General features: G+C 70.5%; 21 protein-coding genes. 17 read left to right on the top strand and 4 right to left on the bottom strand.

Going from position 1 to position 20,713, the window contains the following annotated elements:
• Positions 1–111 precede the first annotated feature (111 nt).
• Positions 112–1,320, top strand: a complete 1,209-nt coding sequence (locus tag H2Q94_RS28830) for a DUF445 domain-containing protein (RefSeq protein ID WP_243795973.1) — start codon at positions 112–114, stop codon at positions 1,318–1,320.
• A 24-nt stretch (positions 1,321–1,344) separates the two neighbouring features.
• Here H2Q94_RS28830 and H2Q94_RS28825 read toward each other — a convergent pair whose 3' ends face one another.
• Entirely contained in the window at positions 1,345–1,896 is a 552-nt protein-coding gene (locus H2Q94_RS28825) for a CGNR zinc finger domain-containing protein (protein WP_243790272.1), read from the bottom strand.
• Positions 1,897–2,205: 309 nt separating this feature from the next.
• Between H2Q94_RS28825 and H2Q94_RS28820 the strand changes: the two genes are divergently transcribed.
• From H2Q94_RS28820 to H2Q94_RS28795, 6 genes are all read left to right on the top strand, one after another.
• The gene (locus H2Q94_RS28820; protein ID WP_243790271.1) at positions 2,206–2,595 is read left to right on the top strand and encodes a VOC family protein; all 390 of its coding nucleotides are present in this window, start codon (positions 2,206–2,208) and stop codon (positions 2,593–2,595) included.
• 136 nt (positions 2,596–2,731) lie between these two features.
• Entirely contained in the window at positions 2,732–3,151 is a 420-nt protein-coding gene (locus H2Q94_RS28815) for a helix-turn-helix domain-containing protein (RefSeq protein WP_243790270.1), read from the top strand.
• Between the two features lie 5 nt (positions 3,152–3,156).
• A complete protein-coding gene (locus tag H2Q94_RS28810) occupies positions 3,157–3,858 on the top strand; it encodes a hypothetical protein (protein ID WP_243790269.1) in 702 nt (233 codons plus the stop codon).
• A gap of 113 nt (positions 3,859–3,971) precedes the next feature.
• A complete protein-coding gene (locus H2Q94_RS28805) occupies positions 3,972–4,289 on the top strand; it encodes a DUF2516 family protein (RefSeq protein WP_397545391.1) in 318 nt (105 codons plus the stop codon).
• A gap of 14 nt (positions 4,290–4,303) precedes the next feature.
• A complete protein-coding gene (locus H2Q94_RS28800; RefSeq protein WP_243790268.1) occupies positions 4,304–5,080 on the top strand; it encodes an alpha/beta fold hydrolase in 777 nt (258 codons plus the stop codon).
• Positions 5,081–5,113: 33 nt separating this feature from the next.
• Complete coding sequence (locus tag H2Q94_RS28795; RefSeq protein ID WP_243790267.1) at positions 5,114–5,689, top strand: YbaK/EbsC family protein; 576 nt, start codon at positions 5,114–5,116, stop codon at positions 5,687–5,689.
• Positions 5,690–5,807: 118 nt separating this feature from the next.
• On the opposite strand, the gene purU is transcribed toward H2Q94_RS28795, so the two are convergent.
• From purU to H2Q94_RS28780, 3 genes are all read right to left on the bottom strand, one after another.
• The gene (purU, locus tag H2Q94_RS28790) at positions 5,808–6,674 is read right to left on the bottom strand and encodes a formyltetrahydrofolate deformylase (RefSeq protein ID WP_243790266.1); all 867 of its coding nucleotides are present in this window, start codon (positions 6,672–6,674) and stop codon (positions 5,808–5,810) included.
• Positions 6,675–6,796: 122 nt separating this feature from the next.
• Positions 6,797–7,669 carry a class I SAM-dependent methyltransferase gene (locus H2Q94_RS28785; protein WP_243790265.1) on the bottom strand — a complete coding sequence of 291 codons (873 nt, stop codon included), beginning with the start codon at positions 7,667–7,669 and terminating at the stop codon, positions 6,797–6,799.
• A 35-nt stretch (positions 7,670–7,704) separates the two neighbouring features.
• Positions 7,705–8,223: a DUF2505 domain-containing protein gene (locus H2Q94_RS28780; RefSeq protein WP_243790264.1), complete on the bottom strand. Its 519-nt coding sequence runs from the start codon at positions 8,221–8,223 to the stop codon at positions 7,705–7,707.
• A 37-nt stretch (positions 8,224–8,260) separates the two neighbouring features.
• Here H2Q94_RS28780 and H2Q94_RS28775 point away from each other — a divergent pair, with 37 nt between their 5' ends.
• From H2Q94_RS28775 to H2Q94_RS28730, 10 genes are all read left to right on the top strand, one after another.
• A complete protein-coding gene (locus H2Q94_RS28775) occupies positions 8,261–9,367 on the top strand; it encodes a UDP-N-acetylmuramate dehydrogenase (protein ID WP_243795971.1) in 1,107 nt (368 codons plus the stop codon).
• Between the two features lie 151 nt (positions 9,368–9,518).
• Positions 9,519–10,532: a S1 family peptidase gene (locus H2Q94_RS28770; RefSeq protein WP_243790263.1), complete on the top strand. Its 1,014-nt coding sequence runs from the start codon at positions 9,519–9,521 to the stop codon at positions 10,530–10,532.
• Positions 10,533–10,819: 287 nt separating this feature from the next.
• Positions 10,820–12,004 carry a L,D-transpeptidase gene (locus H2Q94_RS28765; RefSeq protein WP_243790262.1) on the top strand — a complete coding sequence of 395 codons (1,185 nt, stop codon included), beginning with the start codon at positions 10,820–10,822 and terminating at the stop codon, positions 12,002–12,004.
• Between the two features lie 275 nt (positions 12,005–12,279).
• A complete protein-coding gene (mshA, locus tag H2Q94_RS28760) occupies positions 12,280–13,569 on the top strand; it encodes a D-inositol-3-phosphate glycosyltransferase (RefSeq protein WP_243790261.1) in 1,290 nt (429 codons plus the stop codon).
• Positions 13,566–14,081 (top strand): type III secretion system chaperone family protein, encoded by a 516-nt coding sequence (locus H2Q94_RS28755; protein ID WP_243790260.1) that lies wholly within the window; start codon positions 13,566–13,568, stop codon positions 14,079–14,081. Before mshA ends, H2Q94_RS28755 begins: the two co-directional genes overlap by 4 nt.
• A gap of 782 nt (positions 14,082–14,863) precedes the next feature.
• Positions 14,864–15,610 (top strand): phosphoglyceromutase, encoded by a 747-nt coding sequence (locus H2Q94_RS28750; protein WP_243790259.1) that lies wholly within the window; start codon positions 14,864–14,866, stop codon positions 15,608–15,610.
• A gap of 272 nt (positions 15,611–15,882) precedes the next feature.
• Positions 15,883–17,193: a sensor histidine kinase gene (locus H2Q94_RS28745; protein ID WP_243790258.1), complete on the top strand. Its 1,311-nt coding sequence runs from the start codon at positions 15,883–15,885 to the stop codon at positions 17,191–17,193.
• Positions 17,190–17,870 carry a response regulator transcription factor gene (locus H2Q94_RS28740; protein ID WP_243790257.1) on the top strand — a complete coding sequence of 227 codons (681 nt, stop codon included), beginning with the start codon at positions 17,190–17,192 and terminating at the stop codon, positions 17,868–17,870. The genes H2Q94_RS28745 and H2Q94_RS28740 overlap by 4 nt, the downstream gene beginning before the upstream one ends.
• Positions 17,871–18,334: 464 nt before the next feature.
• Positions 18,335–19,393 (top strand): Ppx/GppA family phosphatase, encoded by a 1,059-nt coding sequence (locus H2Q94_RS28735; RefSeq protein WP_243790256.1) that lies wholly within the window; start codon positions 18,335–18,337, stop codon positions 19,391–19,393.
• Positions 19,390–20,700 carry a hypothetical protein gene (locus H2Q94_RS28730; RefSeq protein WP_243790255.1) on the top strand — a complete coding sequence of 437 codons (1,311 nt, stop codon included), beginning with the start codon at positions 19,390–19,392 and terminating at the stop codon, positions 20,698–20,700. Before H2Q94_RS28735 ends, H2Q94_RS28730 begins: the two co-directional genes overlap by 4 nt.
• Positions 20,701–20,713: the final 13 nt, after the last annotated feature.

Genomic DNA, 20,713 nt, shown 5'->3' with positions numbered 1-20,713 from the left:
CGTTTCGGGCACGATCTCACCGGCGGCGCCACCCGCTGCTGTAACAATCGTGGAGTGGCACAGACTGCGGTAGCCGATTCGGACGAGCTCAAGCGGCGGGCACTGCGACGGATGAAAGCAGTCGCGGGCGGGCTGCTGCTGGCCGCCACGGTGATCTACGTGATCGCCCGCTGGCAGGAGAACGCCGGCGCCGCGGCATGGGTCGGCTACGTCCGGGCGGCCGCCGAAGCGGGAATGGTCGGTGCGCTGGCGGACTGGTTCGCGGTGACGGCGCTGTTCCGGCACCCGCTGGGACTGCCGATCCCGCACACCGCGATCATCCCGACCCGCAAGGACGCGCTGGGCCAGAACCTCGGGACCTTCGTCGGCGAGAACTTCCTGTCCGAGCCGGTGGTGCGGGACAAGCTGGGCCGCGCCGAGATCGGCGCGCGCGTCGGCACCTGGCTCGACGACGAAGGCCATGCCGAGCGGGTCACCTCCGAGCTGGCCACCGCGGTGCGCGGCGCCGTGCAGGTGCTGCGCGACGACGACGTGCAGGCGGTGCTGGAGCAGTCCGTGCTGCGCAAGATCCTGGAACAGCAGTGGGGGCCGCCACTGGGCCGGATCCTGACCCAGGTGTTCGCCGACGGCACGCACCACAAGCTGGTGGACCTGATCTGCGACCGCGCTTACGACTGGGCGCGGGACAACCACGAGACCGTGCTGCGCGTGGTGAGCCAGCGCGCCCCGTCCTGGTCGCCGAGGTTCTTCGACGGCATGGTCGCCGACAAGATCTACGCCGAGGTGCTCTCGTTCGCGTGGGCGGTGAAGACCGACCCGGACCACCAGATGCGCAAGGCGGTCGACCGGTTCCTGGTGGACTTCGCCCACGACCTGCAGCACGACCCGAAGACGATGGAACGGGCCGAGCAGATCAAGCAGCAGGTGATCGAACACCCGGAGGTGCAGAACCTGGTCGCCTCGGCCTGGAGCACCGCCAAGAAGATGCTGCTGGACGCGGCGGAGGACCCGTCCAGCGAGCTGCGGCTGCGGGTGCGCGACGGATTGCGCGGCCTCGGGCGCAGGCTGGCGAACGAGCCGGAACTGCGCGGCAAGGTGGACGGCTGGCTGGAGAGCGCGGCGGTGTACGTGGTGTCGCACTACCGCACCGAGATCACCACGCTGATCACCGACACCGTGGAGCGCTGGGACGCGGAGGAGACCTCCCGCAAGATCGAGCTCCAGGTGGGCCGGGACCTGCAGTTCATCCGGATCAACGGCACCGTCGTGGGCGCGCTGGCCGGCTTGGTGATCTACACGGTGTCCCAGCTGCTGCTGTGACCCGCCGGTGAGCCGGCGGGCGCCTCAGCTCTCGGCGGCGTGTCGTTCGCGCCAGGAACGCGCCTTCTCCCGGTTCCCGCAGACCCGCATCGAGCACCACGTGCGGGACTTGTTGCGCGAGCGGTCGTAGAACGCCCACAGGCAGTCGTCCGCCGGGCAGATCTTGATCCGGTTCCAGTAACCCGTGTGCACCAGGTGCACGGACGCGGCGAGCACCCGGCTCAGCGCGTCATGCCCGCCGAGCACCGGCACGCCGTCCCGCAGGACGACCGGTACCGGCCAGGTGATCGTGTCGACTTCGGTGTCCCTGGCGGGCGCGGACCGGTCGCAGGACACGGCGCGGCGCATGGCATCGCGGACGCGTCGTGCCTGGCCGCGTTCGCCCGATTCGCCCAGGCCGCGTCCGGCGGACCACTCCCGCCACTCGTCGGCGGAGTCCAGGATGTCCGTGTCCGTTTCGGCGTCGCAGGTGTTGAGGAAGGCCAGCACCAGCTCGACGTCGCGTTCAGCGTCCCGGTCCGCGGCCTGGTTCGCAGGGACTCGGTCAGCGACGGCTCTGCTGTTCACGAACACCATCGTAGGCGATTAGCCGGTTGCAGCGTGCGTCGATAACTTGCATACTCCTCGAACCGGTTACTAACTACCGTAATGAGTTCGACGGTTAGGGGGAGTCATGCGATCCACCGAAGCGGCGACGCGGGAGCAACGGCTGGGCACCGAGCAGGCGGGTGACATCGGGAGCCGGCCGCGCTTGCTGGGGGATTTCGTTGTTCGCTGGGCGCGGAGCGTCGCGCCACTGGGCCTGGGTGCCGCCGTCGATCCAAGGGGTGCGGTCCCGGCTCCGCGCGTCCCGGGCGACTCGTCCGCCGACCGAGAGGAATCGTCATGACAACCACTTCCACGCTTTCGATCGCGGCGTTCGCCATCGACACCCCGGACCCCCGCGCGCTCGCCGAGTTCTACGGGCGCTTGCTGGGCTGGGAAGTCGCCGAGTCCGAGACGGAGCCGGATTGGGTGGAGCTGGCCGACCCGGCGGGTGGGCCACCGCTGGCGTTCCAGCTCGACCCGCACTTCGTCCCGCCGACCTGGCCGGACCGGACTCGGCCGCAGATGATGCACGTCGATGTGCGGGTGCCGACTTTGGAAGAGGGGCACGAATGCGCGATGCGGGCCGGTGCCCGGCAACTGCCGCAACCGGCGGATCGGACTGGGGCGAGCTGGCGCGTCTACGCCGACCCGGATGGTCACCCGTTCTGCATGTGCGCGGCGGAGTGATCCGTCGGAATCAGTGTTGGTGCAGGTGGCGGGTTCGGCGAGGGTGGTGATCGTCTCACCCGGACGGTGCAAACTGGCTGCTTGCAATAGTTAGCACTCGTGGCTACCGTGGACCCAGCCGGAGGGAGCAAGGTCGATGGAGCGCGTGGACAAGACCGTCAACAAGGCCGTGAACCAAGCGGTCAGCGACCTCGGCGGTTACATCCGCGCGCAACGGAGCAGCGCCCAGATCTCGCTTCGCGAACTCGCCAAGAGTGCGGGAGTGTCCAACCCGTACCTCAGCCAGATCGAACGCGGCCTGCGCAAACCGAGCGCGGAGATCCTCCAGCAGATCGCCAAGGCGCTGCGCATCTCCGCCGAGGCGCTCTACGTGCAGGCCGGAATCCTGGAGCAACGCGAGGGCGGCCCGGTCGTCGACGCCATCCTCGCCGACCCCGATCTGGATGAGCGACAGAAGCAGGTCCTGCTCGACATCTACGCCTCGTTCCGGCGCGAACACGACGGGCACGGCGACGTGCCGAACCAGCACCGCACCGATTCTTCCGATGAGGAGTGAGCATCATGCCGACCGAGAACAGCACGAAGACCCAGGCACAGTCCGGCCAGGGACTGGGCGACGCCGTCGAGCAGGCCCGCACTCCGCTGCTCGCCGCACTCGGTGCCGGTGACCTGGCCGCCCAGACCATCGCCGACACGCTCGGCAAGCTGCGCAGCCGGTTGAACGAGGGCGCGGAGTCGGCCCGCACCGGCGTCAACGAGCTGCCGAACGACCTCAAGGAGCGCTTCGACCCGGCGGAGCTGCGCAAGCGCGTCGACGCCTACACGCAGTCGGCGGTGCAGCTCTACGGCTACCTCGCGGACCGGGGCGAGACGACCTTCGAGCGCATCCAGGCCCAGCCCCAGGTCAAGCAGGCCTGGAGCCAGCTGGAGCAGGTGCAGGGCCGGGTGGACACCGCCGTCGGTGACGCGCGGGGCCTCGCCGACGACGTGCTGGGCAAGGTCACCCGGACCACCCGTTCCTGGGGCGAGCAGGCCGCCGAGAACACCGAGAAGGTGACGTCGGAGGCGGCCGAGAAGGTCCGCGAGACGGCGAGCGACGTGGCCGACACGGTCGAGGAAGCCGGTTCCGACGCGGCGACCGCGACCCGCAGCACCAGCCGCAAGACCGCCAACCGCACCGCTGCGGCCAAGAGCGCGCCGAAGAGCACCGGCACCGCGAAGACCGGCACCGCGAAGAAGGCGACGGACAAGTCCGAGAACTGAGCCGAGCCGATGCGAACCCGGTCACGCGGCAGCGGCGGGTTCGCCGGGTAGAGCGAACGAGCGGGACTCCGGCGCGGCTATTCCGGGGTCCCGCTCACACGTAGGGTGGAGTGGTGGAGTTGTCATTCAGCGGTCCGCCGGAATTGCTGCTGCAGTTCTGGATTTTGAAGGTCATCTGGCTGGCCGGTCTGCCGCTCGGGCTGTACGCCTTCGTGCACGCCCTGATGCAGCGCGCCGACGCGTTCACCGCGGTCGGCAAGCTGTCCAAGCCCGCGTGGCTGGGCATCACCGGGGCGGGCCTGATCATGCTGGCGGTGTTCACCAACGGGCCGATCACGATCATCTGGCTGGCGGGGCTGGTCGCGGTCCTGGTCTACCTGCTTGATGTGCGCCCGAAGGTCGCCGATGTGCAGCGGGGCAGCTCCTGGTAACCGGTGGCGGTTCGGTGCTCCCCGCCGAGGGCGAGTTGCCGTCCGGGGCGCGCTGGCGTGCCCACGGCAAGGGCGACCCGATCACGTTGGTGACGCACGGCCTGGGCGCGACGCCCGGTGAGGCGCGCATTCCCGCGTCCGGTTTGCCGGGCACGCGTGTGGTGCTGACCTTCGCTGGCCACGGCGAGGCCGCCGACGCACCCGCGGGCTACTGGGATCACGGAGTGCTGGCCGAGGACGTGCTGGCCGCCGCGGACGCCACCGGCGCCACTCGCGCGGTCGGCGTCTCGCTGGGAACCGGCGCGGTGACGAGGGCGGTCGCGAGCCGCCCGGACCGGTTCGAACGGCTCGCGCTGCTGCTGCCCGCCGTGCTGGACGGAGCGCGCGAGGTGTCCTCGGCGTGGGCGTTGGAACGGCTCGCCGAGGCCGTCGACGCGGCGGAGGCCGACGGCGGCGCCGCGCTGCGTGAACGCGTGGCGGGTGAGTTCCCGCCCGATGTCGACGTGGGCGAGCACCTCGAACTGCGAGTGGCCGCATTGCGCAGGCTGGGTCCGGCGTTGCACTCCTTGGCGGACCGGCCGGTGCTGCGCGATGCCGCGGCGTTGCGCGCGGTGCGGGCGCACGCGCTGGTCATCACTGGGACCGATGATCCGCTGCACCCGGTGCCGGTCGCGCGGGAGACCGCCGCCGCGATTCCGGGTGCCCGGCTGGAAGTGCTGCCGTCGGTTGCTCCGATGTTCACGCATCGACCTGAACTGCGGGCTTTGCTGGGCGCTTTCCTGGGCAGCTGAGGCCGTCCTCGCACGCGCTCGTATCGTCGGCGCATGTCTGCTGACTGGTCACTCGCCGCCGGAACTCTTTCGGTGGTACCCGCATCGGACCGTCCTGAGCTGCTCGCCGAGCCCGTGCTGGATGCCGTGACCGCGTTGCCGCCGCAGGACGCGGCGCTGGTCGGTGTCACCGAGATCGACCCGGATGTCGCGGACACGGCGGCATTCTGCGCGCAGTACGGCTCGCCGCTGGAGCTGTCCGCGAACTGCGTGATCGTCGCGGGCAAGCGCGGCGGGGACGTGCGGTACGCGGCGTGCCTGGTGTCCGCCACCGCACGCGCCGACGTCAACGGCGTGGTCAAGCGACGCCTCGACGTGCGCAAGGCTTCGTTCGCGGCGATGGACGAGGCGGTCCGGCTGACGTCGATGGAGTACGGCGGGATCACTCCGTTCGGGCTGCCCGCGGAGTGGCCGCTGCTGGTGGACGCGGCCGTGGCGAGCGCTCCGGCCCTGGTGGTCGGTAGCGGCCTGCGCCGCTCCAAGATCATCACCTCGGGCGCCCTGCTGTCCGCCCTGCCCGCGGCGGAGATCCTCCCCGACCTGGCCCGCGAAGCCCCCACGGCGACCTGAGGTGAATGCCTCCTCCGGCCGACCGGTTGAACAGGTCGTTCACGCCACCGGCCGTACCAGGTGAATCTCCCCTTTGCCCGGTCGGACCGGGCGAAGGGACGTTCACCCCGATCGGGGGTCAGAAGATGACGGTGCGCTTGTCGTGGACCAGGACTCGGTCTTCGAGGTGGGCGCGCAGGCCGCGGGCGAGGACGATCTTCTCGATGTCGCGGCCCTTGCGGACCATGTCGGCGGCAGCGTCGGTGTGATCGACCCGGGTCACGTCCTGCTCGATGATCGGCCCCGCGTCCAGTTCCGGAGTCACGTAGTGGCAGGTCGCGCCCACGAGCTTCACCCCGCGCGCGTACGCCTGGTGGTACGGGCGGGCGCCGGCGAACGACGGCAGGAAGCTGTGGTGGATGTTCAACGCTCGCCCGGCCCACTCCTCGCACACCGCGGGCGGCACGATCTGCATGAACCGGGCCAGCACGATCGCGTGCGGATCGTGGCCGTCGATCAGTGCCCGAATCTCGTGGAACGCGCCGTCCTTGGCGGCGGGATCGGCGCCGCCGGGGAACGGCACGTGGTGGAACGGCACGCCGTGCGCCTCGGTGATCGAACGCAGCCGCGGGTGGTTCCCGATGACCGCCCGCAGATCCACGTCGAGCTCCCCGGACGCGACGCGCCCGAGCAGGTCGTGCAGGCAGTGGCCTTCCTTGGAGACCAGCAGCACGACCCGTCGCCGCTCGGCGGTGTCGGTCACCTGCCAGTTCGTGCTGCCCAGCTCGTCGGCGACGCGGGCGAAGCGCTGCCGCAGCTCCGCGACGTCGAACGGCAATGAGTCCGCGCGCACTTCTTGGCGGGTGAAGAACCAGCCCGTCTCGGTGTCGGTGTGGTAGCCGGCTTCCACGATCCAACCGCCCCACTCGGCGAGGAACGAGGCGATGCGGGCCACGATCCCGGTGCGGTCCGGGCAACCGAGGGTGATGACGAATCGAGAGGACACGGTTGCGGAGTATCGCACTGCCCCGAGCAGCCCGTTCAGCGAACTCGCCCTGGTCGGCCACGGTGACTTCCGCTACCGCCCGGACGACGTCGGTGATCAAGGCGGTGGAGCTCTGCTGCCGCCTACGCGCCGCTCACGTCCCCCGGCACGGGAGCGACCGCGGCCCAGTCCACGGTGACCTCGCCCAGCCGCCACCGCCGCGGGCGATCCCGCACCGGCCAGCCGAGAGCGGCGAGCAGCCGCACCGACTCCGCCCAGCGCGCCCGCGGTCCGAACGGCGCGCGCGGCGCGGCCCTGGCCCAGCAGGCGTCGAGGTCGGTGAGCAGTTCGTGCACCTTCTCCCCCGGCACGTTGCGGTGGATCAGCGTTTTCGGCAGCCGCTCCGCCAGGTCCGACGGTCGGTCCAGATCCCCGGGCAGGCAGGCCAGCGTGAGCGTCCGCGGCCCCGACCTGTCCAGCGTGACCCAGCAGCAGCGCCGCCCGATCTCGTCGCAGGTGCCCTCGACCAGCAGTCCGTCCGGGGCGAGGCGGCCGCACAGCTCGTCCCAGGCCTTCCACGCCTCCGGCTCGGTATACTGGCGCAGCACGTTCAGCGCCCGCACCAGCGCCGGGCCGTCCTGGCCGCCGATGCCCGCGGCCAGGCCCGCGAGTTCGAAGCCGCCGCGGCGGAAGTCCAGCGCGGGCGGATCGGCGACGGCCTTGCCCGTGGTCACCCGATCCGGGTCGATCTCGAGGCCGAACACCCGCGTGTCGGAGCGCACCGGTCGCAGCCGGGCCGCCAGCTCGACGGTGGTCACCGGTGTCGCCCCGAACCCGAGGTCGATGACCAGCGGATCCGTTGCCGAGGACAGTGCGCGGGAAACCCACGGAGTACCGGCGATCCAGCGGTCCACCCGCCGCAGCCGGTTCGGATTCGTGGTCCCGCGGGTCGGCGCACCGAGCGCGCGTGCTCGGCCCGCCGCCAGCCGGGGTGCCCGCTTGCGAGGCTGGTTCATGTGACGGCCGCCCAGGTGGTGAAGATCATCCAGGTTCAGTTCGGCCTGCGTGCCAGCCACTCGGTGGTGAAGCGCTCTTCGGCGGCCAGCAACTTCTGCACCTGGTCGGCCACGAGGTCCTCCAGCTTCCCGCCGACGAAGGGCATGTTCACCCGCACCTCGCCGTCGACGAGGAACTCGCTGGCGTCGGTGCCGGTCGCCTGGTCGCGCAGCCACATCGAACCGGTGATCGTGCACGGCACCCCGGCGACCTCGGCCGCGATCTCGCCGGTGTAGTGCCCGTCCTGCTCGCGCCGCCAGGACTCGCTGCGGTCGATCACCAGGTCACCCGCGCCCACGACGGTGCGCGCCACCGGCGGCAACGAGTCCGTGCGCACCCCCTGGCGCACCTCGAAGCGCACCGCGTCGCCGTCCACGGTGTGCTTGACGAGCTCGTTGCGGGTGCCCCCGAGCTCGGCGAGGCGTTCCCGCAGATAGTCGAGGTCGATGAGCGCCGCATGCACCTGCGACGCGGGCCACTCGGAGGTGCTGCGGTGCTCGATGCGGCGTGCCATGGGCGGAAGGTTACCTTTGGCAATCGTGAACCCCTCGATGTCCGGCGCCGAAGGAACCAGCGGTGGCGCGCAGCCGACCGGCGAGCCGACGCCCCACGCCCTGTCCGGCCACACGACGCTGCGCCTCGGCGGCCCGGCCGCCGAGTTCGTCCTGGCCGAACACCCCGACCAGCTGGCCGAGGCGGTCCGGGAGTCCGATGCGGCCGGTCAGCGGCTGCTGGTGATGGGCGGCGGCTCGAACCTCGTGATCGCGGACGAGGGCTTCGACGGTCGCGTCGTGCGGATCGCCACCCGCGGCCGCCGCTACGACATCGTCGACGGGTTCGTGCAGCTGACGGTCGAAGCGGGCGAGGACTGGGACGACGTCGTCGCCGACACCGTCCACCAGGGACTGGGCAACCTGGAATGCCTGTCCGGGATTCCCGGGCTCACCGGTGCCACTCCGGTGCAGAACGTCGGCGCCTACGGCGTGGAGATCTCCGAGATGCTCGTCTCGGTGGACCTGCTGGACCGGCACACCGGGCGGATCCGCACCGTGCTGGCCGACGACCTCGGGTTGGTCTACCGGGGCAGCGTGCTCAAGCACACCGCGGACGCGGTGGTGCTGCGCGCCCGCTACCTGCTGCGCGACGGCGGTGAATCGGCGCCGATCCGGTACGCGGAGCTGGCCCGCGAACTCGACGTGACCCCGGGGGCGCGGGTCGACGTGACCAAGGTGCGCGAAGCGGTGCTGCGCTTACGGCGTACGAAGGGCATGGTGCTGGACCCGGACGATCACGACACGTGGAGCGCCGGTTCCTTCTTCACCAACCCCATCGTGGCGGCGGCGGACCTGCCGGGAGTGCTGGAGCTGATCGCCGCCCGCGTGGGGCCGGACGAGCGCGTGCCGCAGTATCCGGCCGCGGAGGGGAGCACGAAGCTCTCCGCCGCCTGGTTGATCGACCGCGCCGGGTTCGGCAAGGGACACGCCGGTCCCGGCGGCAGGGCCGCGCTGTCCGACAAGCACACCTTGGCGTTGACCAACCGGGGTTCGGCGAGCACCGCCGATCTGCTCCACCTGGCGCGTGAAGTGCGCGAAGGGGTGCGTGCGGCCTTCGGCGTGTCACTGGCGCCCGAGCCCGTACTGGTGGACTGTTCGCTCTGAGGCGCCTGGCGCGGCTCGTGCTCCCCCGGACGGAGGTGCGGTTCCGGTGCGGTGCGGACCGGATTTCACCCGCCTGCTGACCGGCCGGAAGAGTGACTCTTCGTGACTATCGGTTAACCCTGAGTGTTAAATGGTTGCTGGAGGGGGCGCCATGCTCAGCATAAGGGAACTTCGGGACAGAGCGGTCATCAGGCCGATCAAGCGCGCGGTCGAAGATCAGCTGCTGGACCTCCCCGGCGTCACCGCGGTCGACATCGGTGAGAAGCGCACCGCGGGCCGGTTCACCGGCACGCAGGGCATCGTCGTGTCCGTCGCCCGCAAACGCCCGGCGGACCGGGTGTGGCCGGGCACGCACATCCCCGCCGACGTGCTCGGCATCCCCACCGACGTGATCGAGGAGAAGCCGCTCCTGCAGCACGCGCACACCTGCGCCGAGGAGTCGGTGGCGTTGCGCGGGCGCGGGTTCGCGCACGACGGAGCGGTCACCGGTGGAGACGGGCTGGCGCCGTGCCGATCGGTGCAGCTCGCGCCGCCGGACGCCCGGTACGCGGGCCGGTACCGGCGCACCGGAACGCTGGGTGCGCTGGTCATCGGGCATCCGCCCGCGGTCGCGACGATGGGCCTGACCACGTTCGACGTGGCCTGCCTCGACGACGGCTGGGCGGTCGGCGATCGGATGGTCGATCCGGACACCGGCCACGTGTACGCGGACCTGGCGCGGGGCGCGCTGTCCGGCCGGGTGGACGCTGCGGCCGTCACGCTCGGCAGGGGCGTCGACCACTCCCCGGTGATTCCGGGCATCGGTCCGGTGACGGGGCAGTGCGCCGCCTATCCGGGTGAGCAGGTCCGCAAGTGCGGATACGGCAGCGGCGTCACGAGCGGGGTGGTCACCTCGGTGGACGTGACGCTGCGGGTGGATCACGGCGCGGCGCTGGGCGTGCGGGTGCTGCGCGAGCAGATCCGCATCGACCGCCCGGCGTCCGAGGGGTGCTTCCTGCAGGCCGGGGACGCCGGCGGCGCGGTGGTCAACCACGACGGCCGGATCGTCGGGTTGCTGTTCGCGGGGACTCGCAGCGGCATGACCGGGTTCGCGAGTCCCATCGTCGACGTGCTCGCCGAGCTCGACGTGGAGTTGTGCGTGCTGCACCGCCAGCTCCAAGTGTGATCGCCGATGTGCGGTGAGTTAGCCCACGACCGTGATCACTCATGCGGTCGTGCTCGCGTGCGGTCGGCGGCGGAAGCGGTGTCGATCACTCGCGGCGCGTGCTCTTCGTCCTGGTCATGGTTCTGTCGAGTGAGTTCACGGCCTCCGATCGAGCGGTTCACGCGGACTGGGGGCGCGCGCAGCGGCGATGCTGTGACCGGACACACTGTTGATCGGCGACATCTTCTCTGGTCGCCGTACGTCTTCGGGGTAGTGAGAACCATGTCGGAACGGATCGGGGTCAAGGAGTGTTGAGCAGGGTGGGTCGGTCGCGGGTACGGCTGCTGTGGACTGCGCTGGTGGGCGCGCTGGCGGCCGTGCTGCTGATATCGGGTTGCGGATCGCAGTCCGCAGGCGGTGGCGGCGCCGGGGGTGGCGCGCAGGCGCAGGCGAAGCCCGCGGCCAAGGTGCACCTCGAACCCGGTGGCGGGTCCGACGTCAACCCGGCCGCGCCGGTGAAGGTCGGCGTCGAACGCGGCAAGCTCGACGAGGTCACGCTGACCAACGGCGACGGCAAGGAGGTCGAGGGCGAACTGGCCGCCGACGGCCTCAGCTGGACCGCCGGTGAGCAGCTCGGTTACGGCAAGACCTACACCTGGTCCGGCGAGGCCACCGGCACCGACGGGCAGAGCGTTCCGGTGCAGGGCAGCTTCACCACCGTGTCCCCGGCGAAGACGGTGCGCGCCACCGTCAACCCCACCGACCACACCGAGGTCGGCGTCGCGATGCCGATCAGCGTCAAGTTCGACAACGCCGTCACCGACAAGGCCGCCGCCGAACGCGCACTCCAGGTCCGGACCTCCGTGCCCGTCGAGGGCGCCTGGGCGTGGCTGTCCGACAAGCAGGTGGACTGGCGGCCGAAGGAGTACTGGCCCGCGGGCACCCAGGTCGAGGTCGACGCCAAGCTCTACGGCGTGCACTACGGCGAGGGCGAGTACGGCCGTTCCGACCTGACCTCGAATTTCTCCGTCGGCCGGTCGCAGATCGTGAAGGCGGACGCCGCCACGCACCAGATGATCGTCGAGGAGGACGGCAAGCAGATCGCGAGCTACGCCGCGAGCTACGGCAAGGACCACGATCCGGAGCTGAACACGCCCAACGGCACCTACATCGTGATGCAGAAGAACCCCGTCGAGATCATGGACAACCCGCGCTACGGCTACACGGACGTGGAGAAGAAGTGGGCCGTGCGGATGTCCAACCACGGTGAGTTCATCCACGAGAACGAGGAGAACCGCGCCAACCTCGGCAAGGTCAACACCTCGCACGGCTGCATCAACCTGTCCGAGGCGGACGCCAAGGCGTACTTCGACGGTGCCCTGATCGGCGATCCGATCGAGGTCAGCGGGGCGGTCACCACGATGGAGCCGCGCTTCGACGTGTTCGACTGGATGCTCGACTGGGAGCAGTGGAAGCAGAAGTCGGCGTTGTGATCCGGCGCTTCGGCGCTCAGGTCCCGTGAGGGCGGTTCGGTCCGCTCTCGCGGGACCTTTTTCGTGCCGTCCGCGCGGGCCGGGTCTGTGAACACCATCACGGGATGTTCGGTGTTCGGGCTCGTCGATGCGGGCGCCGAGGTAGCGTCAGCGGGCTGCGATCCGGTGTGCAGGAATGTTTTCCCCGGCCCTGGCGTCGAGATGCAGAGCGTCCGAAACGGATCGGACGTCCGCGCGAGGACGTCCCCGACAAGGTTTGCGATAGGTCTCAGTCGATGACTTCTGGCACCGCCCGGATGCGGCCTCGCCGCGCCGCCGTGTTCTCGCTGCACACCTCCCCGCTGGAGCAGCCGGGCACCGGTGATGCGGGCGGGATGAACGTCTACATCGCCCAGACGGCGACGCGGCTGGCCGAGCTCGGCACCGAAGTGGAGATCTTCACCCGCGCCACGTCCTCGGACGTGCCGCCGGTCGCGGAGCTCGCGCCGGGGGTCACCGTGCGGCACGTCGTGGCGGGTCCGTTCGAGGGGCTGGACAAGAACGAGCTGCCCGCGCAGCTGTGCGCTTTCGCCGCGGGCGCGCTGCGCGCGGAGGCGCGGCACGAGCCGGGGTTCTACGACATCGTGCACTCGCACTACTGGCTGTCCGGGCAGGTCGGCTGGCTGGCCAGGGAACGTTGGGGAGTGCCGCTGGTGCACACCGCGCACACCTTGGCGAAGGTGAAGAACACCGCGCTGGCGGCGGGTGACACACCGGAGCCACGAGTCCGGGTGCTGGGCGAGGAGCAGGTGGTCGCCGAGGCGGACCGGCTCGTCGCGAACACCGAGGTGGAGGCCTCCGACCTGGTCCGGCTCTACGACGCGGACCCGGCGGAGGTGGCGACCATTCCACCGGGAGTGGATCTGCGCCGGTTCACGCCGGGCGACTCGGCGGCGGCGCGCGCTCGGTTCGGGTTGTCGCCGGATGCGCTGGTGTTCGCGTTCGTCGGCCGCATCCAGCCGTTGAAGGCGCCGGACGTGCTGTTAAGCGCGACCGCCGAGTTGCTGGCCCGGCGACCGGAGCTGCGCGCGCGGCTGGCGGTGCTGGTCGTCGGCGGGCCGTCGGGCAGCGGGCTGGAACGCCCGGAGGCGCTGCAGGAGCTGGCGCGGGAGCTCGGCATCGCCGATGTGGTGCGGTTCCTGCCGCCGCAGGGCGGGGAGGCGTTGGCCGATGTGTACCGGGCCGCGGACGTGGTGACGGTGCCCAGCTACAACGAGTCGTTCGGCCTGGTCGCGCTGGAGGCGCAGGCCTGCGGGACGCCGGTGGTGGCGGCCGCGGTCGGCGGCCTGCCGGTGGCCGTGGCCGACGGGCGATCCGGCCTGCTGGTGCCGGGGCACGGCACCGATCAGTGGGCGGACGCGTTGAGTTCGGTGGCCGATGCCGGTTTACGCACCCGGCTCGCGGCGGGGACGGTGGAACACGCGGAGACGTTCTCCTGGGACCGCACCACGGAGTCGTTGCTGGAGACCTACGCGCGGGCGAAGCGGGCGTTCCATTCGCAGTTCAGTCTGGAGGTGACGGCGTGACCGTCGCGGAGACCATCAAGTCCGCGCTCGACGCGAGCGAACTGGACTACCGGCAGGAGGCCGACGGCCGGTTCTTCGTGACGTTGCCGGGCACGAAGAAGCTGCAGACGAACTGCTGGCTGATCGTGGCCGAGCACGCGCTGGTCGTCGAGGCCTTCGTGTGCAGGAAGCCGGACGAGGCGCACGAGGACGTGTACCGGTACCTGCTGCGCCGCAACGCTCGGCTCTACGGCGTGCACTACACGATCGACGGAACCGGGGACGTTTTCCTGGTGGGCCGGGTCGGGCTGCACGCGGTGACGGCGGAGGAGATCGATCGGGTGCTGGGGCAGGTGCTGGAGGCCGCGGACGGGGACTTCAACACTCTGCTGGAGCTGGGGTTCGGCACCGCGATCCGGCGTGAGTGGGGCTGGCGGGAGTCGCGCGGCGAGTCGTTGGCGAACCTGCGGCCGTTCGAACAGCTGGTGCGGCGAGACGGTCCGCTGGCACCCGCGGACGAAGAACCGGCCTGATCCCCGCACCCCGTGGGCTCTTGAGCGCCGCTGGTCGGACCAGCGGGCGCGAGGGGCGGCTCGGGAGAGAGGGGGAGTCGCGAGCTCGAACCGCCCCACGCGTGAGGTCCCGCCTGCGGGCCAAGTGGGCGGGGGGCACCCGAGGCCCGGCGGGGCGTGGTCCGACGGGGGAGACGAACCACGCTCTTTTTTTGCCGCTCTCGTCCGGACCGGGGAGTGCGTGGGAGCCGGTCCGCGAGAGCAGTGTCAACTTCGCAGAGTCACGCACTGGCCACAAGTCCGATCTATTACTCCATTGGAGTGATCTTACTCACCAGAGGTAACGCTGTGGATTAATCCTCCCGGCATAGCGGTCTCGAATGTGAGTGGCGACACTTTCGTGTCACGACGACACGGTGAATAGATAACCGTCGAGTGACGACCGCAACCGATTTCCAAGGTCACTGCCAGCGGTTGGCTTCCCCCGAAGATCATCACTCGATTCGGTGACGGACTGCGCTAAGTGATCGATGTTGCGATGGTTGTTGCGTCCGACAACTGAAAGAATCTCATGTTCGATGAACTTTTGCCCGATGTTGGAGTAGCGCGAGTTGACCTGATCGGACCAGTCCGAGGTGTGGCGCATCGCTCCGGCCGATCGGCCGCCTCCCGAACGGTCGGACGGTCTCCGGCGGGCCGAATCGAGAGGGTGCGCGAAGCCCCGCCGCCTCCGGTCCGAGCCACGCCCCGAAGGCGCGGCGGCGGGGGCGCACGGCGAGAACGGCTTGCCATAACCTGAGCCCATGACTGTCGGGACTCTGGTACTGCTGCGACACGGCGAAAGCACCTGGAACGCCGAGAACCTGTTCACTGGCTGGGTCGACGTTCCCCTCTCCGAGAAGGGCACGACCGAGGCGCGGCGTGGCGGCGAGCTGCTGCGCGAAACCGGTGTGCTGCCCGACGTGCTGCACACCTCGTTGCTGCGCCGGGCCATCACCACCGCCAACATCGCGCTGGACGGCGCCGACCGGCACTGGATTCCGGTGCGCCGGGACTGGCGGCTCAACGAACGGCACTACGGCGCGCTGCAGGGCAAGAACAAGAAGCAGACGCTCGACGAGTACGGCGAGGAGCAGTTCATGCTCTGGCGCCGCTCCTACGACACGCCGCCGCCGGAGATCGAGCCTGCCGACGAGTTCAGCCAGGAAGGCGACCCGCGCTACGCCGACCTCGGCGCAGACATGCCGCGCACCGAGTGCCTCAAGGACGTCGTGACGCGCCTGCTGCCGTACTGGGAGAGCGCGATCGTGCCGGACCTGCGTGCCGGTCGGACCGTGCTCGTCGCCGCGCACGGCAACTCGCTGCGCGCGCTGGTGAAGCACCTGGACGGGATCTCGGACGCGGAGATCGCCGGACTGAACATCCCGACGGGCATTCCGCTGCGCTACGACCTCGACGAGCAGCTGTCGCCGACCAATCCGGGCGGCACCTACCTGGACCCGGACGCCGCGGCCTCGGCCGCGGCCGCAGTGGCCAACCAAGGACGCTGACCCGAGTATCGCCTCGCCGCCGGCGCGCTGTGGGCGCCCGGTGGCGAGGCGAACACCGTCGGTGGTCACCCGGGCGACACCTGAGCGAAGGTGTCGCCCGTTTTTCGTCCGCTCCCTGTTCACGCAGGGCGGCGCGGCAACTGTCCGCAACTGAACCAAGCTCCACTTCCGAGTGAATCAGAGGTGAAGAACCCCTCGATTCATGTCGCGGGTGTCACGGATCGCGCTTGCGGGCTGGTCCGGTACCGCATTCCCCTGCTTACGATGCTGACGTGACCGCATTGGGCTATACCGCCCTGATCATCGGCTTGCTGGCGATCGGTGTGGCGGCCGGATACCTGGCCGCGCGGACGGCGCGGCACCGCGAACGCCGTCGGCCCGAGGGGCCGACCGTCGCGGAACTGCTGCAGCGACTCGTGCACACCACGAACAACGGCATCGTGGTGCTCAACAGGTTCGGCGACGTGGTGCTGAACAACCCCCGTGCCGACGAACTCGGCTTCGTCCGCGACAACCAGGCCGACGTCCGCGCCCGCAAAGCGGCCGAGCAGGCGCTGGAATCCGGCGAACCGGTACCCGTGGACCTGTCCCCGCTGAACCGCACGTCGCTGCGCGGCCGCGGACCGGCCGCGGTGCTCGGCGAGGTGCGACCGCTCGGCGACGGGTTCACCGTCATCGACGCGGGCGACGAGTCCGACGCGGTCCGGTTGGAAGCGACCCGGCGGGACTTCGTGGCCAACGTCTCGCACGAGCTCAAAACCCCGGTCGGCGCGCTCGCGCTGCTGGCCGAAGCGGTGATCGACGCTTCCGAGGACGCCGACGAGGTCCGCCGGTTCTCGACCAAGATCCTGCACGAATCGACCCGGCTGGGCACCCTCGTCTCCGAGCTGATCGCGCTGTCCCGGCTGCAGGGCGCCGAACGCCTTCCGGAACTGACCACCGTCGAGGTCGACGTGGTCGTCGAGGAGGCGCTGGGGCGCTCCCGCATCGCGGCCGAGTCCGCGGGCATCGAGATCACCCTCGACGACCCCAGCGAGCTGCTGCTCGACGGGGACCGCACCCTGCTGGTGACCGCGCTGAGCAACCTCATCGACAACGCGGTGTCCTACTCCCCGCCCGGTTCGCCGGTGTCCATCAGCCGCCGGATGGTCGGAGACTTCGTGGAGATCGCCGTCACCGACCGCGGCATCGGCATCGACCCGCAGCACCAGCAGCGAGTGTTCGAGCGGTTCTTCCGTGTCGACCCGGCCCGCTCCAGGGCCACCGGCGGAACCGGACTCGGGCTGGCCATCGTCAAACACGTCGCCGCCAACCACGGCGGCGAAGTGAAGCTGTGGAGCAGGCTCGGGACCGGCTCCACCTTCACCCTCCGAGTGCCTCGGCACGGTGCCGACGCGGAGGCGGACGGTACCGGCGAGCAGAACGCGGCGACCGGTTCGGAGCTCGCCGGCTCCGAGCAGCCCGGGGGCGAGGCCCGGACGGACGCCGCCGCGTCGAGTACCGAACAGGGCCGGGCGAACACCCGGCCCGAGACCGATAGTGCGGACGGGGTCGCAACCGTCGAAACGGGAGGAGTCCGGTGACCAGGGTGCTGATCGTGGAGGACGAGGAGTCCTTCGCAGACCCATTGGCGTTCCTGCTGCGCAAGGAGGGTTTCACCGCCGCGGTCGCGACGACCGGGCAGGACGCGCTGGACGAGTTCGATCGCAACGGCGCGGACATCGTGCTGCTCGACCTGATGCTGCCCGGCATGAGCGGCACCGACGTGTGCAAGCAGCTGCGGCAGCGCTCCGCCGTACCGGTGATCATGGTGACGGCGCGGGACAGCGAGATCGACAAGGTGGTCGGGCTCGAACTGGGCGCCGACGACTACGTCACCAAGCCGTACTCGGCGCGGGAACTGATCGCGCGGGTGCGCGCGGTGCTGCGCCGTGGCGGGGAGGCCGAGGACCTGCAGCCGCAGGTGCTGGAGGCCGGCCCGGTGCGGATGGACGTGGAACGGCACGTCGTGACGGTGGCGAGCGAGGAGATCAGTCTGCCGCTCAAGGAGTTCGACCTGCTCGAGTACCTGCTGCGCAACGTGGGCCGGGTGCTGACCCGCGGGCAGCTGATCGACCGGGTGTGGGGCGCGGATTACGTAGGCGACACCAAGACGCTGGACGTCCACGTGAAGCGCCTGCGCTCCAAGCTGGAGCCCGACCCGGCAGAACCCCAATACCTCGTAACAGTCCGTGGTCTGGGGTACAAGTTCGAGGTTTGAGCCGGTCGTTTTGGTTTGGTGGTCGGGTGGCGGAACCTCAGTTGGTCTCTCGCTGCGGGATCTTTTTCCCGAGTGGCTCCGCCACGAGGGAAAAAGCTGTCCTCGCGAGAGACCAACTGAGAACCCGCGGGTGGTCGCCCTGCTTACGTGGGCTATGCGCTGACGCGCATACAGGCACGGCTTCGCCGCAAGGCACGGCCCTCGGCCGCGAGGCAGGCGTGGCTTCGCCCGCCCTTCGCGGGCTTCGCCGCTAAAAGGCACGGCTTCGCCGCCAACTGCACGGCTTCGCCGCCAGTTGCGCGGGTTTGCCGTACTTCGGTGTTGGTGAGGTGAGGGCGGTTGAACCGGAGGGCGTTCCGGGTGGGCCGTTCGTCGGGGGGATCTGTGGCTGTGGTCCGGTTCGCACTGATTCGTGGCCCCCACCCGGGTCGGGGCCTTGGTTGCGGCCGGTAACGTTGTCGGACATGCGCCTAGGGGTGCTCGACGTCGGATCCAACACCGTCCACCTGCTCGTGGTGGACGCGCACCGTGGTGCCCATCCGACCCCGATGACATCAGAGAAGACCGTGCTGCGGTTGGCCGAGCGGATCGGCGCCGGCGGGAGTCTCGGCGCCGACGACGCCGATGAGCTCGTCGGCACCGTGGCCGAGGTGAAGCAGGCCGCCGAACAAGCGGGCTGCGAAGACCTGATGGCCTTCGCCACATCCGCGATCCGCGAGGCCGACAACGCCGCTGAAGTGCTCGCCCGGGTGCGGGACGAGACGGGCGTGGACCTGCGCGTGCTCTCCGGCGAACAGGAGGCGCGGCTGACGTTCCTGGCCGCGCGCCGCTGGTACGGCTGGTCCGCGGGCAGAGTGCTGCTGCTCGACATCGGCGGCGGCTCGCTGGAGATGGCCATCGGCATCGACGAGCAGCCCGACCTGGCGGCCTCGCTGCCGCTGGGCGCGGGCCGGCTGGTTCGGACGAGGCTGCCGCAGGACCCGCCGAGCCGGCGGCAGGTGGGCGAGCTGCGGGAGTGGCTGGACGAGCAGCTGGCGGCGACGGCGAAACGGTTCCGCAAGAGCGGCAAACCCGATCGTGCCGTCGCCACCTCCAAGACGTTCCGCTCGCTGGCGAGGCTGACCGGTGCGGCGCCCGCGTCGGCGGGGCCGCGTGTGCCGCGCACCCTCACCGAGAGCGGCCTGCGCCAGTTGTTGGCGTTCATCACTCGGATGTCCGCGGCCGACCTCGCCGGCCTGGACGGGGTCAGCAGCGCCCGCTCGCACCAATTGGTCAGCGGGGCGCTCGTCGCGGAGGCGGTGATGCGGGCGCTAGGGGTCACTGAACTGGACATCTGCCCGTGGGCGCTGCGGGAAGGAGTCATCCTCCGGCGGCTGGACCACGCCAATGGAGAGGACCACACTGCCATGCGGACCCGCCTAGAGCTCGGGCCGTTCGACGCGGAGCGGTCCGCCGCGAACGGGTCGGATGCGGCCCAGGGAACTGGACGGCAAGCCCACTACGGGGCACGGTGGAATCGATGAGTCGGGACAGCGGGTCCGAGCACCCGAGCCAGCGCACTGTCGCGGAGCTGCTCGCCGAGTACGGCGGGGGCTCGCAGAAGAATGCGCACCGGCGGCGCAGGCGTGCCGAGGATCCCAGCGAAACCGCCCCACAGGCGATCATCGAACGGGTGCTCTCGGACAGCGGCACCATGCGCGCGATCAAGCCGGACGAAGACGCCGCCACCGGCCAGGCCGAGGGCGCCGCCCCGCCTGCTCCGGAACGTCCGCAGGCGCCGCACGGCGGTACCGGGCCGCAAGCTCCGGTTCCGCCGAACGCCGGGCCGCCCGCACCGCCCGCCGCTCCGCAGGCACCCCAATACGGCGGCCCGCCTTCCGGCCCGCCTTCCGGGCCGCAGCCCGCTGGTCCGCCGCCCGGCCCGCCGCGCCCCGGGCCGCAGCCGAACGCGGCGCCGCCCGCCGCTGGTCCGCCGCCCGCCCCAGCCGGCCCGGTTCCGCCGAACGCGCCGGGACCGCACGCAGGCCCGGCTCCCGCCGCGGAACCCGCACCGCCCGAGGACGACGTCGCCGATCCCGATCAGGGCTCCGGCTTCTGGGCTCGCCGCTTCGCCGCCGCGGGAGCACCGCCGCGCGCGACCGCTCCGGCCGAGCCCGACACCGGGCACGCGGACGCGGAGATGACCGTCCAGCAGCCGGCGCTGCCCGGACACGCCCCCGCGGGGCCGCCGCCCGTCGAGGGCGTCACCGAGCAGTTGCCGAGGGTGGAGGCCGAAGCCAAGAGCGCGGGAGCCGAAGGCACCGCGATGATGGCCTACCCCGGAACGCCGGAAGCGCCGCAACGCTCCGATGACCCGTACGACTTCGACGATTACGAGGACTACGACCGCACCGGGAACAGCTACTCCGGTGAAGCGGCCTACGACTACGCCGACGGCGGCGAAGACACCCGGTACCACCGGGACGGCTACGACGCCGATGACGAGTTCGACGACTACGACGAGGCCCTGCCCGCAGGGCTGGACGCCGACGACTACCGGGCCGACGACGCCGACGAGGTACCCGAGCGGACCACCGGCAAGGAGTGGCTGGTACTGGCGTTGCAGGGCGGCGCCGGGCTGGTCTGCGGTGGCGTGATGTGGTTCGCGTTCCGCTGGCTGTGGACGGCGATCCCGATCGCGGCGCTGGTCGCGGCGCTGGCGATCACGGGTGCGTTGGTGTTCGTCGCGCGGAAGTTCTTGCGTACCGACGATCTGCAGACGATCCTGCTCGCGGTGCTGGTCGGGCTGATCTGCACCGTGTCACCAGCCGCACTGCTGATCGGGCAGTGAGATCGGGCTCGAC

It is taken from the genome of Saccharopolyspora gloriosae (assembly GCF_022828475.1).
Classification (GTDB): domain Bacteria; phylum Actinomycetota; class Actinomycetes; order Mycobacteriales; family Pseudonocardiaceae; genus Saccharopolyspora_C; species Saccharopolyspora_C gloriosae_A.
Note: the sequence above shows the minus strand (reverse complement) of the source record. Positions and strands in the feature narration are given on the sequence as shown.